This window comes from Spongiibacter sp. (assembly GCF_984394615.1).
Map to the genome: position 1 here is coordinate 37257 of NZ_CFHTQA010000026.1, position 14576 is coordinate 51832.

General features: G+C 60.1%; 12 protein-coding genes. 7 read left to right on the forward strand and 5 right to left on the reverse strand.

The genetic code is table 11. The features are described from left to right. Window positions 1–8: 8 nt before the first annotated feature. The 5 genes from dbpA to AC5DB9_RS11010 form a co-directional block, all read right to left on the reverse strand. Window positions 9–1397 (reverse strand): ATP-dependent RNA helicase DbpA, encoded by a 1389-nt coding sequence (gene dbpA / locus AC5DB9_RS10990; RefSeq protein ID WP_272993954.1) that lies wholly within the window; start codon window positions 1395–1397, stop codon window positions 9–11. A gap of 140 nt (window positions 1398–1537) precedes the next feature. Continuing rightward, window positions 1538–1744: a transcription antiterminator/RNA stability regulator CspE gene (gene cspE, locus AC5DB9_RS10995; RefSeq protein WP_028968593.1), complete on the reverse strand. Its 207-nt coding sequence runs from the start codon at window positions 1742–1744 to the stop codon at window positions 1538–1540. 216 nt (window positions 1745–1960) lie between these two features. Next, window positions 1961–2236 (reverse strand): hypothetical protein, encoded by a 276-nt coding sequence (locus tag AC5DB9_RS11000; protein WP_022960674.1) that lies wholly within the window; start codon window positions 2234–2236, stop codon window positions 1961–1963. After that, complete coding sequence (locus AC5DB9_RS11005; protein WP_272993955.1) at window positions 2233–3813, reverse strand: PepSY-associated TM helix domain-containing protein; 1581 nt, start codon at window positions 3811–3813, stop codon at window positions 2233–2235. The genes AC5DB9_RS11000 and AC5DB9_RS11005 overlap by 4 nt, the downstream gene beginning before the upstream one ends. Next, window positions 3810–4112: a hypothetical protein gene (locus AC5DB9_RS11010; RefSeq protein ID WP_272993956.1), complete on the reverse strand. Its 303-nt coding sequence runs from the start codon at window positions 4110–4112 to the stop codon at window positions 3810–3812. Before AC5DB9_RS11010 ends, AC5DB9_RS11005 begins: the two co-directional genes overlap by 4 nt. A 273-nt stretch (window positions 4113–4385) precedes the next feature. Here AC5DB9_RS11010 and doeB2 point away from each other — a divergent pair, with 273 nt between their 5' ends. The 7 genes from doeB2 (at window position 4386) to AC5DB9_RS11045 (ending at window position 14569) form a co-directional block, all read left to right on the forward strand. Beyond that, a complete protein-coding gene (doeB2, locus tag AC5DB9_RS11015) occupies window positions 4386–5552 on the forward strand; it encodes a N(2)-acetyl-L-2,4-diaminobutanoate deacetylase DoeB2 (protein WP_272993957.1) in 1167 nt (388 codons plus the stop codon). A gap of 62 nt (window positions 5553–5614) precedes the next feature. Next, window positions 5615–6886: an aspartate aminotransferase family protein gene (locus tag AC5DB9_RS11020; protein ID WP_022960670.1), complete on the forward strand. Its 1272-nt coding sequence runs from the start codon at window positions 5615–5617 to the stop codon at window positions 6884–6886. Further along, the gene (doeA, locus tag AC5DB9_RS11025) at window positions 6883–8139 is read left to right on the forward strand and encodes an ectoine hydrolase (protein WP_272993958.1); all 1257 of its coding nucleotides are present in this window, start codon (window positions 6883–6885) and stop codon (window positions 8137–8139) included. The genes AC5DB9_RS11020 and doeA overlap by 4 nt, the downstream gene beginning before the upstream one ends. Before the next feature lie 9 nt (window positions 8140–8148). After that, window positions 8149–9510, forward strand: a complete 1362-nt coding sequence (locus tag AC5DB9_RS11030; RefSeq protein WP_272993959.1) for an NAD-dependent succinate-semialdehyde dehydrogenase — start codon at window positions 8149–8151, stop codon at window positions 9508–9510. 133 nt (window positions 9511–9643) lie between these two features. Next, window positions 9644–10711, forward strand: a complete 1068-nt coding sequence (locus tag AC5DB9_RS11035) for an HlyD family secretion protein (RefSeq protein WP_022960667.1) — start codon at window positions 9644–9646, stop codon at window positions 10709–10711. Further along, on the forward strand, window positions 10708–13443 hold the full coding sequence (rbbA, locus tag AC5DB9_RS11040) for a ribosome-associated ATPase/putative transporter RbbA (protein ID WP_272993960.1): 2736 nt from the start codon (window positions 10708–10710) through the stop codon (window positions 13441–13443). The genes AC5DB9_RS11035 and rbbA overlap by 4 nt, the downstream gene beginning before the upstream one ends. A gap of 1 nt (window position 13444) precedes the next feature. Continuing rightward, complete coding sequence (locus tag AC5DB9_RS11045) at window positions 13445–14569, forward strand: ABC transporter permease (protein WP_272993961.1); 1125 nt, start codon at window positions 13445–13447, stop codon at window positions 14567–14569. The last annotated feature ends 7 nt before the right edge of the window (window positions 14570–14576 follow it).

The following is a 14576-nucleotide window of genomic DNA, read 5'->3' on the forward strand; positions in this document are numbered from 1 at the left end:
AAGAAGGATTAACGGATCTTTCGGGCCCTCACACTGCGCCCCTTCAGTTTGCCGGCACTGAGTACCCGCAGCGCCTCATCGGCGGCGCGGCGTTTTACCGCCACATAGGCGCACTGATCAAAGATATGGATTTTGCCGACATCCGAACCCGCCACACGCTCGCCCCGGGTCAGCGCCCCAAGGATATCACCCGGACGGATTTTCTGTTTTTTGCCCACATCCAGTTGCAGACAGTGCATCGGGGGCGAGTAGGCAGGCCCATCCAATACGGCCGGGTGAGGAAGCTCTCCCATTAACAGCTCCACCCCGTCCGCTTCCAGTCGCGCCAGTTTGTGCTGTTCTCGCTCGGTAAACAGGCTGGCGGCTTCGCCACTGGCACCGGCGCGACCCGTACGCCCCACGCGATGCGTGTGCACCTCGGCATCGCGAGCAATATGGTAGTTAATCACCATATTCAAATCTTCAATATCCAGCCCCCTGGCGGCAACATCTGTTGCCACCAGCACCGAAGCGCTGTGATTGGCAAAACACACCAATGCACGATCCCGCGCACGCTGGTCCAGCTCGCCATGCAGAGCGATGACATTCAAGCGGTAATCACGCAGAACGGAGGCCAGCTCCTCGGTATCGCGGCGGGTGTTGCAGAACACCACAGCGGAATCGGGGCGACGGTCCAGCAGCAAGCGCGCCACAGCATCGGCGCGGGCCTCATTGTTTTCCACCTGGTAAAAACGCTGATCGATGGTGCTTCGCCGGTGTTGCTCGGCAATCTTCAACAACTCGGGGTCACGCATCACCCGACGGGCAATCTGCTGGATCTGCTCGGGGTAAGTGGCACTGAACAGCAGGCTCTGACGACTGGCGGGCACCTCGGCAACAATCGCGTCAAGCGTCTCCTGAAAGCCCATTTCCAGCATGCGATCGGCTTCGTCCAACACCAGGGTATGCACCTGCTCCAGCTTCAGATTGCGCTTGCGCAGGTGGTCGTGCACCCGACCCGGTGTACCGACAATGATATGGGCGCCGTGCGCCAGTGAACCGACCTGTGGGCCAAAGGGCATACCGCCACAGAGAGTGAGAATCTTGACGTTGTGCACGCCACGCGCCAGCTTGCGCAGCTCTCTGGCAACCTGATCGGCCAGCTCGCGCGTGGGGCATAACACCAAGCCCTGCACAGCGAAGCGTTTGACCTCAAGCTTATTGAGCAAGCCGAGGCCAAAGGCGACTGTTTTACCGGAACCGGTTTTCGCCTGTCCGACCAAATCGCTGCCCGCCAATATGCGCGGCAGTGCCGCGGCCTGAATCGCGGTCATATCGCGATAGCCCAGCGACGCCAGATTATCGAGTAGGCCCGCCGCCAATGGCAGTGTGTGAAAGCTCGTCTCGCTCAAGTTCATTCCAACTGTGTGATGCCTCGGAGAGATCATACCGAAATCAGGAGGCCATAAACGAAAAAAGGCAGAACCCGATGGTTCTGCCCTTTCTCTACAGGCTGGCCGTAGCCAGTGCAGTTTCCCGCAATACGCGGGAGTCGGCCTTACAGGACGACGATGTTCTCAGCCTGAGGACCTTTCTGGCCTTGGCTAACAGTGAACTCAACTTGCTGACCTTCAACCAGGGTTTTGAAGCCTGAGCCGCTGATCGCGCTGAAGTGAGCGAATACGTCGGGGCCGTTTTCCTGAGCGATGAAGCCGAAGCCCTTAGTTTCGTTAAACCATTTAACAGTGCCGGTTACAGTAGACATAATGTGTATTCCTGAATCTTTCAGTAAATAAGTTGCCTCTCATGAGGCGGCCATGCTGGAAGTGTTTCTATTACTTATGAATCAGGACGAGAACTGAACAGAACATCGAAATGGTGTGCATAAATAGTAGTGCTACGTTCTAGCGCCACGCACTATAGCGGGAAAAAACAGCGCGGTATAGCATTTTCGCACGGCACAGGCCCGCTATAGGGATAATTACTGTGACTCGGAGTGAGCAGGCGTCGCCAGCCACAGCGCGCAAAACCAACCCGTCACAAACACCCCCGACAACCAAATCAGTGCCGCTGCCGCATTCCCCAGCAAGAAAACCAGCGGCAGAGCCACGGCAATCGCCAGACACCGACGCTCAAGGACGGTGGCCTGACTTCGCTGCCGTCGACTGCGCAGACGCTTCGGGTCGCGTATTGCCAGCAACAACAGAGGCAGCGCGCTGAATGCAATGGCCAATCCCGCCAGGAGCTCGGTACTCATGACTTCAGCGCCTCGGGTTCTGACTCTGTCTCAAGCATGGCAGGCGCTGGCGCACGGCGCTGTGTCCACAGCAGCCAGGCCCCGCTGACCAGCAGTAAACCGTCGATCGTCAACACGGCTGGCAAGCCGCCAGAGATCGCGGCCTGCCATCCCAAACCACCGCCCCAGTATCGCGCCGCCGGCAATGCCAGCATTACCAGCGCCATCGCTCGCAGAATACCCCTGCGGCTGCGCGCCGCATCACGCTGCGCAAAGCCGTAAAACGCGGTAAGAGCCATTGCCGCCAGAAAGACGCTCAGCAGGTCGTAAAATGCGGCACTGGGAACCGGCCGACGGGTCACATACACGGCCGCATTGATCAGCAGTGCCAGCGGCAAGCCATAGCCGACGATCACCGTCAGCTTTTCCAGCCAACGCCAGCCCGGCTCGGCCTGTCGACGCCGAGTCCACAACATGAGCCCGGTGAGGGCTACGTAGGCACTGGCAAACCCCATGGCGAACCACAGTATTTTCGAGGCGATACCCGCAAAATTTCCGAAATGCAGCGGTGACATCAGGCTGACCAGATCGCCACCGAGCGAGGGGGCATTCCCCAGCGCCGGGCGCAAACCCAGAAACTCGCCGGAAGCGCCGGCATACGCGACCGCGGATGGCAGCAGTTCACCGTCTCCATTATTCAGGCCGACAAGCAGGCTCGCATCTGCTCGCCCCCAGTGATGAATCTGTAAACTGCTGGGCTCGGCCCCGGTTCGTCGCGCGGCATCCTCTATCATCGCGTCGATATCCGCGAGCGGCGATGGCCGATCATCCTCAGCCATAATCGGTGCCAGCAACTCCTCGCTGACGGTTTCCACATCGCCACCAAACGCGACGTAGGCGATTGCGGGCAGCCCGATGGCCCCGCCAAAGCTGAAGAACGCACCAGTGAATGACAGCAAAAAGGCAAACGGCAAATTCCAGCTGCCCGCCAGCGCGTGGCGGTCGCGCGCAGTGAGCAATCCTCCTTTGCGACGCAGTGTGAACAGCTCTTTGAGCAGGTGGCGGTGGATCAGCAGGCCACTGACCGCCGCGACCAGCATGGCAAACCCCAATACGCCCGTCGCCAGTAACCCCCAGCGCCCCGGCAGCAGCAAATTCACGTGCAGGTCGACCAGAAAATCCCGAAGCGCCCCCACACCCAACTGCCGAAAGACATCCGGCGACAAACCCTCAACCTCGCGAACCACCCGTTGCTGTGCCGGATCAATCAAAAACAGCATTGCCGGTTCCGTACCGTCGTCACCGTGGTAGTGAAACAGCGCCCGCAGGTGTTCGCCGGTCCCGGAGAACAGGAAAACTTCATCGAGATAGGCGGGGTCAATTCGCGCAGCAATGTCGGCCATCAGGGCGCCGGTGCCGTTGGGAATCTCCTCGACGGGCGCCACTGGCATTGGATCCGCCCACACGCCAATCGCATCCTCGAACACCGCCAGCGTGCCGGTAACAATCACCGCGTACAACAGCAAACCGAGCGCAACGGCTGACCACCCATGGATGGCCAACAGGGTTTTGCTGCGCGCCTGCGACAATCGAATCACGCGGCACCTCTGAGCATCAGCTGCCAGACAATCAGTATCAGATGTGCCACCGTTAACGCGCCCACGACAAGATAGGTCCGTCCCAGACGCCCCAGGCAGCTGTAGAAAAACAACACACCCCAAACCGCAGGAAACAACACCAGCGGGATCGCCACATTGTCGATACGCGCTGGCCCTTCGGGCAACCAGATCGACGCGCCCGCCATCATCACAAAGGCACAGAGAAAGCATAGCGGCCCGGCAAGCAGCCAGCGCGGCCACATCGCATCTGATGAACTCCCTGCCTTCTGTACTGTCACTTTTTTAGGCTCCCGGCCACACGCTTGAAAAGCGCAAGAATACGAAATCAGCCTGCGAATCGCAATTAAGATTCATTTTCAAATAAGGATGGCCGGAGCAGTCTGGCTCGGAACTTGCTGAGACTAAACTTGCTCAAGCTAACTTGCTCAGGCTGAAGAGCCCAGCTCGGGCAGAGTGGATCGACACTGGCGCATTGCGCCGCGAGCCACTAGGCTGGAGTAGCAGCGCGGAAACGCTAGCCGCGTATTCCTCACGGCAACGGCAGGAGGACCATGTCTACGGTTTGGCAAGACATTGTGCGCAACGCCATATCACTGCGCCGAGAACTGCACCAACACCCCGAACTGGGCTGGCAGGAGCAGGGTACCGCCGAACGTATCCGCCAGCAGCTCACCGCTCTCGACATCCCCTGGCGCGTCTGCGCCAAAACCGGCACTGTGGCCTGTTTGAATGCCGGCAGCTCCGGCCGTCATATCGCCCTGCGAGGCGATATCGATGCCCTCCCCATTGTTGAGCAAACCGAACTCGACTGGGCCTCGCACACCTCTGGCTGCATGCACGCCTGTGGGCATGACGGCCATACCGCTACACTCATTGCGACCGCCAGCTGGTTAAAGGCTCACGAAGCCGAACTGCCCGGCCCGGTAACACTGATTTTCCAGCCCGCCGAGGAAGGGGGGCACGGTGCCCGGGAAATGATCCACGACGGTGCATTGGAAAATGTCGATGAAATCTTCGGCTGGCACAATTGGCCCGCCCTTCCCTTTGGTGAACTGATCTGCCCCGACGGCATTGTGATGTGCGGCAACGGCACCTTCAGCATCCGCGTTATCGGACAGGGCGGCCACGCCAGTCAGCCCGAACTCTGTCGCGACCCGGTACTGGGCGCCAGCGCCATTACCCTGGCCCTGCAACAGGTAGTAAGCCGCCGGCTGGCACCACAGGCCAGCGCCGTGCTCAGCATCACCAGTATTGAAGCCCCCAGCGCCGCTACCGTTATCCCCGGCGAGGCCAAGCTGGGTGGCAGCATCCGCGTTCCCGACGAAAACACCCGACAACAACTGAATCAGCTCATAGAGGAGATCGCCCAACAGACAGCCACTGCTTACGGTCTGCAGTGTGAGGTGGAATGCCACCCCCGCTATCAGGCCACCATCAACCATGCCGATGCCGCGAGTCGCGTCCGCCATTGCTGGCGACAACTCTACGGCAGCGACGCCATCAACCACAGCCTGCCGGTGCCGATTATGGCCTCGGAAGACTTCAGCTATTACTTGCGTGAAATTCCCGGCGCTTTCGCCCTTATCGGCGCCGATGACGGGAATGGCCACGACGCCCCCTGTCACAGTGCCTATTACGACTTCAACGACCAGCTAATTCCCAAAGTTGTCCGCCTCTATGCTGCCCTCGCGGGTGCGGCGGACGACCGACTCGGCTAAGCCCCTCGGGGCGAGCACGGCGGTGGCATGGCTGCCGCCGATTCTAAAAATCAGGAGGAAGCATGAGCATTTTTGAGCAACGTGAATCCGAGATCCGCGCCTACTGCCGGACGTACCCGGTAGTGTTCGATACGGCCAGCAATGCGCGCCAGACGGACGACCAGGGTCGCGAGTACATCGATTTTTTCGCCGGCGCAGGGGTGCTGAATTTCGGGCACAACAATCCGCATATGAAGCAGGCGATGATCGACTACCTGCAGCGCGACGGCGTCACCCACAGCCTGGATATGCACACCACCGCCAAGCGCGCCTTTATGGAGGACTTCACCCGCACCATTCTCGAACCCCGACACATGCCCCACAAAATGCAATTCATGGGGCCGACCGGGACCAATGCGGTTGAAGCGGCGTTAAAACTGGCTCGCCGTGTGACCGGGCGCAGTGAAGTGGTCGCGTTCAGCAAGGGCTTTCACGGCATGACGCTCGGCGCACTGGCCTGCACCGCCAACAGCTACTTCCGCTCAGCCGCAGGCGTCTCGCTGGACAATGTCAGTCACTACCCCTTCGACTGCGACGCCGACAGCCGCGACCACACACTGGGAGGCGGTGTTGAAGCGTTGGCGCAACTGCGGGCGCTATACAAGGATGGCAGTGCGGGGCTGGCGCCGCCGGCGGCTTTTCTGGTGGAAACCATTCAGGCCGAGGGCGGCGTCAATGTCGCCAGCCAGGCCTGGCTGGAAGCCCTGCAAACCCTGGCCCACGAGCTGGGCGCTCTGTTTATTGTCGATGACATTCAGGTGGGCTGCGGGCGCACCGGCCACTACTTCAGCTTTGACGGCCTCGGTTTAAACCCCGATATCGTCTGCCTTGCCAAGGGCCTGGGCGGCGTGGGTACGCCCATCGCCATGAATCTGGTGAAACCGGAACACGACCAACACTGGTCGCCCGGTGAACATACCGGCACGTTCAGGGGACAGGGGCTGTCCTTTGTCGCCGGACGCGAAGCGCTGCGCTATTTCGACGGCGACGACTTCATGAGCGAAGTCCGCGCAAAAGGCGAGACCATGCACAGCGCCATGCAAGTGATCGCAGAGCGACACCAAGGTGTGGAGCTGCGCGGCAAAGGCATGATTCTCGGCCTGGACGTCGGCGACGGCGAACTCGCTAAAGCCATTGTCGGCGAGTGCTTCAAAGAAGGGCTGCTGGTCTCTGCCTGTGGCAGCGGCGGTCGGGTCGTGAAACTGATTCCGCCGCTGACCATTCCCGACGCCGACCTGCAACAGGGTCTGGACACGCTTGCAAGCGTCAGTAACCGTATTCTGGAGGCCGCATGAAACAACGCGATGACATGACCTTTGCCAATGAGGAGTACCAACAGCGCATCAGCGGCCTGCGTCAGCGAATGCAGGAGCGGCGGCTTGATGCGGTGGTGATTTCCGACCCGGAAAACATCATGTACCTCACCGACTACCAGACCACCGGCTACTCCTTTTTTCAGGCCCTGGTAGTGCCGATAGATGACGAGCCATTCATGATTACCCGAGCCATGGAGGAATCCAATATCCATGCCCGCACCTGGATCGAGCGTACCCGACCCTACCCCGACACCGGCGACGCCATTCAAATGCTGGTCGATGCGCTGCGGGAGTTCGGTCTGGCCGACAAGCGCATCGGCTATGAGCGCAACAGCTACTTTTTCCCCGCCTACCAGCAGGACCGCATTCACACCACATTGACCGATGCAAAGCTGCTGGACTGTTTCGGCATTGTGGAAGAAGGCCGTGTGTGCAAATCGCCAGCGGAAATCGAGCTGATGCACCGCGCCGCCATCGCCACCGAAGAAGGCATGAAGGCCGGTATCGAGGCGGTACAGGCTGGCGTGACAGAAAACGAAATCGGCGCGGCCGTCAGCGCCGCCATGTTTCGTGCGGGCGGCGAACCCCCTGCAGTGATGCCCTACGTCACCTCAGGCCCGCGCAGCATGATCGGCCACGCCACCTGGGAGGGCCGCACCGTACAACCGGGCGACCATGTGTTTCTGGAAGTCGGCGGCTGCTATCGCCGCTACCACACCGCGATGATGCGCACCGTGCTCACGGGCCCGCAGACCGATGCCTTGCTTCATGCGCAGGAGCGAATGATCTATGCGCTGGATCAGGTCCACGAGCTGTTCCAGCCGGGCATGACCGTCTCTGACGCCGACAATATAATCCGCAACATCATCTCCGACAACCACTGCGGTGCACGGCTGATTACCCGCTCGGGTTACTCCATTGGTATCGCCTTCCCGCCGAGCTGGGATGAAGGCTATATCGTCAGCCTCAAGCAGGGGGAGTCCACCGTACTCAAAGAGGGGATGACCTTTCACATCATTCCCTGGATGTGGGGCGTGGAAGGCGATAAAACTGTAGGCATTTCCGACACGATCTATATTACTGAAGACGGCTGCCGTTCGTTCTTCACCACCCCTCGAGAAATGACCGTAAAGCCGCCGCAAGATGCTGCCATGCCGATCAAACTGGATGAGGTAAAAGGCCGCAAGAAGAACCAGGACAACACTCCTGAAAAAGCCGAACAGAAGTCCTAGGAGGCGCAGATGCTGATAGCGAGAAACCCGTTGAATGGCGAGATTATCGCCGAGTACCCAGCGCTGACACCCACCCAAATGCACGAGCGTATCGGCGATGCCGACCGCGCCTTTGATAGCTGGCAGAGCAGTACCTTCGAAGACCGGGCCAAGGTACTGAAAGCCGTTGCCCGCGAGCTGCGCGCCGACAAGGATCGGCTCGCAGAACTGATGGCAATCGAAATGGGTAAGCCGATCAAAGAAGGCGTGCCGGAAGTTGAGAAAGCCGCCTGGTGCGCGGAATTCTATGCCGACAATGCCGAGCAGTTCCTGAGCACAGAGACTCTGGCCTCTGATGCCTCAAACAGCTATGTCTGCTACCAGCCACTGGGCACAGTGTTGGGCATTCTGCCCTGGAACGCGCCCCTGTGGCTGGCCTTTCGCTTTCTGGCGCCTGCGCTCATGGCGGGCAATACCTGCGCCATGAAGCACGACCCTAACGTCCCGGCCAGCGCGGCGGGTATTGCCGAGGCCTTCCAGCGAGCGGGCGCGCCCAGCGACATTATGGTTAACCTGCCGCTGGAAACCAGCAACGTCGAGCAGGCAATTCGCGACCCCAGAATTCGCGCCGTGTCGTTCACTGGCTCCGACGCTGCCGGGCGCAAAGTTGCCGCACTGGCGGGCGCCGAGCTGAAACCCGCCGTGCTAGAACTCGGCGGCTCAGACCCCTTCGTAGTATTGGCCGACGCCGACCTGGAGAAGGCCGCCGATATCGCGGTGCTGTCGCGTATCATCAACGCCGGACAAAGCTGTATTGCCGCCAAGCGTGTCATTGTTGAAGAGCCGGTGTACGGCGCCTTCGTCGAGATGTTACAGAGTCGGCTGGCAACACTGCGCCTCGGTGACCCACTGGACAAGGGCACCGACATTGGTCCCCTTGCCCGCGCAGATCTTCGGCAGAATCTTCACCGGCAAGTCAGCGAAACCATCGACGCGGGTGCACAGTGTTTGCTGGGCGGCGAGCTGCCCGAGGGGCCGGGATTCTTCTATCCGGCCACCCTGCTCACCGAAGTCAGCGAGACGATGTGTGCCTTCAACGAGGAGACCTTTGGCCCGGTCATGTGCGTGACCCGCGCCGCCGATATGGAAGAGGCGCTGCAACTCGCCAATGAAACCGACTACGGTCTCGGCGCCGGCATCTGGACCGCCAACACGGAACTGGCTGAGGAGATGGCCCTGCGTATCGACGCCGGGCAGGTCGCCATTAACGGTATTGTCAAAACGGATCCACGTCTGCCCAGCGGCGGCATCAAGCGCTCGGGCTATGGTCGAGAACTGGGGCCCCATGGAATCCGTGAATTTGTAAATGCCAAGCAGCTCTGGATCGCCTGAGAAACCACCTGTGGTTGACGCAAATCAAGCGGCAACCGAATGCGCGAAGCGCCCAGCCCGAATGACTGGGCCTTCGCCATAGCAACCGCTATAGTCTGTGTATCCCCATTCCCTGCCCCTATGGAACAGACTTATGTCGGCATCGCTCAAGAAATACGGACTCTTCGCCATCATTGCACTGTTAGCGTTCGCAGCCTACAGCTGGATGCAGCAGCAGAATTCGGGGTATGGCGACGCCTTTGTCAGCGGTAACGGCCGCCTTGAGGCCACCGAGGTGGATATTGCCACCAAGCTTGCCGGGCGCGTTGACAGCATTCTCGTTAAAGAAGGCGAAATGGTAAAAACCGGCCAGGTGCTCGCGCGAATGCAAGTGACCAGCCTTGAAGCACAGCGCAATGAAGCCCGCGCCATGCTGATGCAAACTCAGCAGAGTGTCGCGACCGCTGACGCGCAAGTGGCGATGAGCGAGAGTGATATGGCCGCCGCACGCGCGGTGGTATTGCAGCGGGAAAGCGAACGGGACGCCGCGGCAAAACGTCTGAAACGATCAGAAGCACTCGCCCGCGAGGGGAATATTTCCCACCAGACAGTGGATGACGAACGCTCAGCCTTGAACAGTGCCATCGCGGCCGTCAGCGCCGCCAAAGCCCAAGTTAAAGCCGCAGAGTCGGCCGTCGTCGCCGCAACGGCTCAGGCCGAAGGCGCGAGAACCGCCGTCACCGCTGCCGCCGCGACACTGGCCCGCATTGAAGCTGATCTAGCTGACGCCGAACTCAAAGCCCCCCGCGACGGACGGATTCAATACCGCGTTGCCCAGCCCGGCGAAGTCGTCGCGGCGGGAGGAAAAATTGTCAATCTGGTCGACCTCACCGATGTCACCATGAACTTTTTCCTCCCCGAAGCGGCGGCCGGGCGCCTGAAGCTGGGCAGCGATGTTCGACTCATTCTCGATGCAGCCCCCGATCTGGTCATTCCCGCCTCGGTTTCCTTCGTCGCCAGTACTGCCCAGTTCACCCCGAAAACGGTCGAAACCGCCAGCGAACGCCAGAAACTGATGTTCAAAGTCAAAGCCCGCATTGACCCCGCACTGCTGCGACAACACCAGTCCGTCGTCAAAACCGGCATTCCCGGTATTGCCTGGATCAAGCTGGATGACAGTATTGACTGGCCCGAAGCCCTGCACATCAAGGTGCCACAATGAGCCATGGCGACAGCGCGGTCGCCTGCCGCGATGTCTCGCTGCACTACGGCCAGTGCTGCGCACTGGACAAGCTCAGCCTAAGTGTCCCCACCGGCAAGATGGTGGGATTGATCGGCCCCGACGGGGTCGGTAAATCCAGCCTGCTGGCGCTGATCGCCGGCGCACGCAAAATACAGGATGGCGAGCTACAGGTGCTCGGCGGGGATATGCGCGACAGCCAGCACCGCAACCGGATTTGCCCGCGCATCGCCTATATGCCCCAAGGCCTGGGCAAAAACCTTTACGCCACGCTATCAGTGGAGGAAAACCTGCAATTTTTCGGGCGCCTGTTCGATCATGACGCCGATGAACGGCGGCGACGCATTGACCAGCTGACCCATAGCACCGGGCTCTACGATTTTCTTGACCGGCCCGCGGGTAAACTGTCCGGCGGCATGAAGCAAAAGCTGGGGCTATGTTGCGCGCTGATCCACGACCCCGACCTGCTGATTCTCGACGAGCCGACCACCGGCGTCGACCCGCTGGCCCGCAGCCAGTTCTGGCAGCTGATCAGCGATATACGCCGTCGCCGCCCGGCAATGAGCGTGATCGTCGCCACCGCCTATATGGATGAGGCCCGCAATGCCGATACGCTGATCGCAATGAATCAGGGCCGTATTCTGGCCAGCGGCAGTCCAGAACAATTACTGGCCAAGACTGGCAGCGACAGCCTGGAATCCGCCTTTATTGCGCTACTGCCCGAGGCACAGCGCCGGGACTACCAGCCGGTGCAGATTCCCCCTCTGAACATCAGTGAGCAGGCCGATTACGCCATTGAAGCCAGCGAGCTGACCATGCGATTTGGCGATTTTGTGGCGGTGGATCACGTCAATTTTAAGATCCGGCGCGGCGAAATTTTTGGCTTTCTGGGCTCCAACGGCTGCGGCAAGTCGACCACTATGAAAATGCTGACCGGCCTGCTGCCCGCCAGCGAGGGTGACGCCAAACTGTTCGGCAAAGCCATCGATCCCCGCGATCTGGCAATCCGCCACCGGGTCGGCTACATGTCGCAGTCGTTCTCGCTGTATAGCGAACTGACCGTCATGCAGAACCTGGTCCTTCACGCCCGACTGTTCGGCGTAGACGACGCAGACATTCCCGGCCGCGCCGAGGAAATGCTGGAGCGCTTTTCGCTGACAGGCGTTCGCGACAGCTTGCCCGGCAATCTGCCATTGGGCTTGCGTCAGCGCCTGTCACTGGCTGTGGCCCTGGTTCATAAACCCGAACTGCTGATTCTCGACGAACCAACGTCAGGGGTCGATCCGGTGGCCAGGGATAATTTCTGGCGACTGCTTGTCAGCCTGTCGCGGCAGGACGGCGTTACCATTTTTATCAGCACCCACTTCATGAATGAGGCAGAGCGCTGCGACCGCATCTCGCTGATGCATGCCGGGCGGGTACTGATCAGCGACACACCAACAGCCATCCAGCGCTCACGGCAGGCCGAGAGCCTGGAGGCCGCTTTTATTGACTACCTGAGTGAGGCAAGCAGGCAGCGCCGCGACAGCGATGTCGACGCGGCACCCGAACTCGCCGACACCCCGCGCAAGATCAACCCGCACTTTAGCTGGCGTCGAACACTCAGCTACACCCGGCGCGAAGCCCTTGAGCTGCGCCGCGATCCCGTTCGCGGCATGCTGGCGCTGATCGGCTCGGTGTTCCTGATGATTGTGATGGGCTACGGGATCAGCCTGGACGTGGAGGATCTGACTTATGCCATCTACGACCTGGATCAAACCAACCTCAGCCAGAGCTATGCACTCAATCTGAGCGGCTCGCGGTATTTTATTGAGCGACCGCCCATCAAAAGTTACGACGATATGGACGCCCGTCTGCGCAGCGGTGATCTGGCACTCGCCATAGAAATTCCACCGGGCTTCGCTAGAGATGCCAAGCGTGGTGACACGGTGACCGTCGCCGCCTGGGTCGATGGCTCCATGCCCAGTCGGGCGGAAACCGTCGGCGGTTACGTACAAGGCATCCACCAAAACTGGTTAATTCAAATTGCACGCATGCAAATGGGTATGGACGCGCAAACTCTGGCAACAGCCGCCTCGGTAGAAACGCGCTTTCGCTACAACCCCGATGTAACCAGCCTGCCGGCCATGGTGCCCGCCATCATGCCGATTCTGCTGCTGCTGATTCCCGCCATGCTCACCGCCCTGTCGATTGTGCGGGAAAAGGAACTGGGCTCGATCATCAACCTCTATGTCACCCCCGTTCGCCGCAGCGAATTTTTGCTGGGTAAGCAGCTTCCCTACATCGCCCTGTCGATGCTCAACTTCCTGCTGATGACTGCCCTTGCGACAACGCTTTTCGACGTCCCGGTTAAAGGCAGCTTCCTGGCGCTGAGCATTGCCGCGTTGCTTTTCTCGGTTTGCGCAACCGGCATGGGACTGGTCGCCTCTGCCGTCACGCGCAGTCAGATTGCCGCGATGTTCTTCACCATGCTGGCCACCCTCATGCCCGCCGTGCAATTTGCCGGCTTACTGAACCCCGTGGCCTCACTGGAAGGCCCCGGCCGCGTTGTCGGCGAACTGCAACCGGTGTCCTACTTCCTCACCATCAGCCGGGCGATTTTCAGCAAGGGACTGGACCTGCCGCAAATTCAGGGATCATTGTGGCCGATCATTCTCGCGATTCCGGTCATCATGGGTATGGCCTTGTTGCTGCTGAAGAAGCAGGAGCGCTGACATGTCCAAACTGTCGAACACCTACCGCCTGGGCGTAAAGGAACTGTGGAGCCTAGCCCGCGACCCCGGCATGCTCCTGCTGATTGCCTTCACCTTTTCGATCTCGATATACAGTGCGGGATCGGTGATGCCGGAATCGCTGCACCGCACCCCGATTGCCATTGTCGACGAGGACCAGTCGCCGCTGTCGGCGCGCATCCGCGATGCCTTTTATCCTCCGCGCTTCAACCCGCCAGTCTTGCTGAACATCAATGAGGTCGACCCGGCGCTGGACGCCGGACGCTACACCTTTGCCCTGACGATTCCGGTGAACTTTCAGCGCGATGTGTTGGCCGGGCGGCAACCGGAAATGCAACTCAACGTGGATGCCACTCGTATGAGCCAGGCATTTACCGGCAGCAGCTATATTCAGCAGATCGCTCTGGGTGAAGTCTCTGAATTTGTGCAGCGCTACCGCAGCGACAGCAGCCTGCCGATCGATCTCAACCTGCGCATGCGATTCAACCCCAATCTCGACGAGAGCTGGTTCGGCTCGCTGATGGAAATCATCAATAACGTGACGCTGCTTTCCATCATTCTCACCGGCGCCGCACTGATCCGCGAGCGGGAGCACGGCACGATCGAACACCTGCTGGTGATGCCGGTCACGCCCGGAGAAATCATGCTCGCCAAAGTCTGGTCGATGGCGCTGGTCGTGCTGCTTGCCGCCACACTGTCACTGAATGGCGTTGTACGCGGGCTGATGCAGGTTCCCGTCGAAGGCTCGATCGCGGTGTTCGTACTGACCACCGCGCTGCATCTGTTCGCCACCACGTCCATGGGCATTTTCATGGCGACCATTGCCCGCAGCATGCCCCAATTCGGCATGTTGCTGATGCTCACGCTGCTGCCGCTGGATATGCTGTCGGGAGGCATGACGCCAAGAGAAAGTATGCCCTTGCTGGTGCAGAGTTTAATGCTGGCCGCGCCCACTACCCACTTCGTTGCAGCCAGTCAGGCCGTGCTCTACCGCGCCGCCGGGCTATCGATTATCTGGCCGCAACTGCTGGCACTTGCGGCCATCGGGACCGTATTTTTCAGCGTTTCGCTGTGGCGCTTCCGCAATACGATCAGTCGTATGGCCTGAGCTCAGA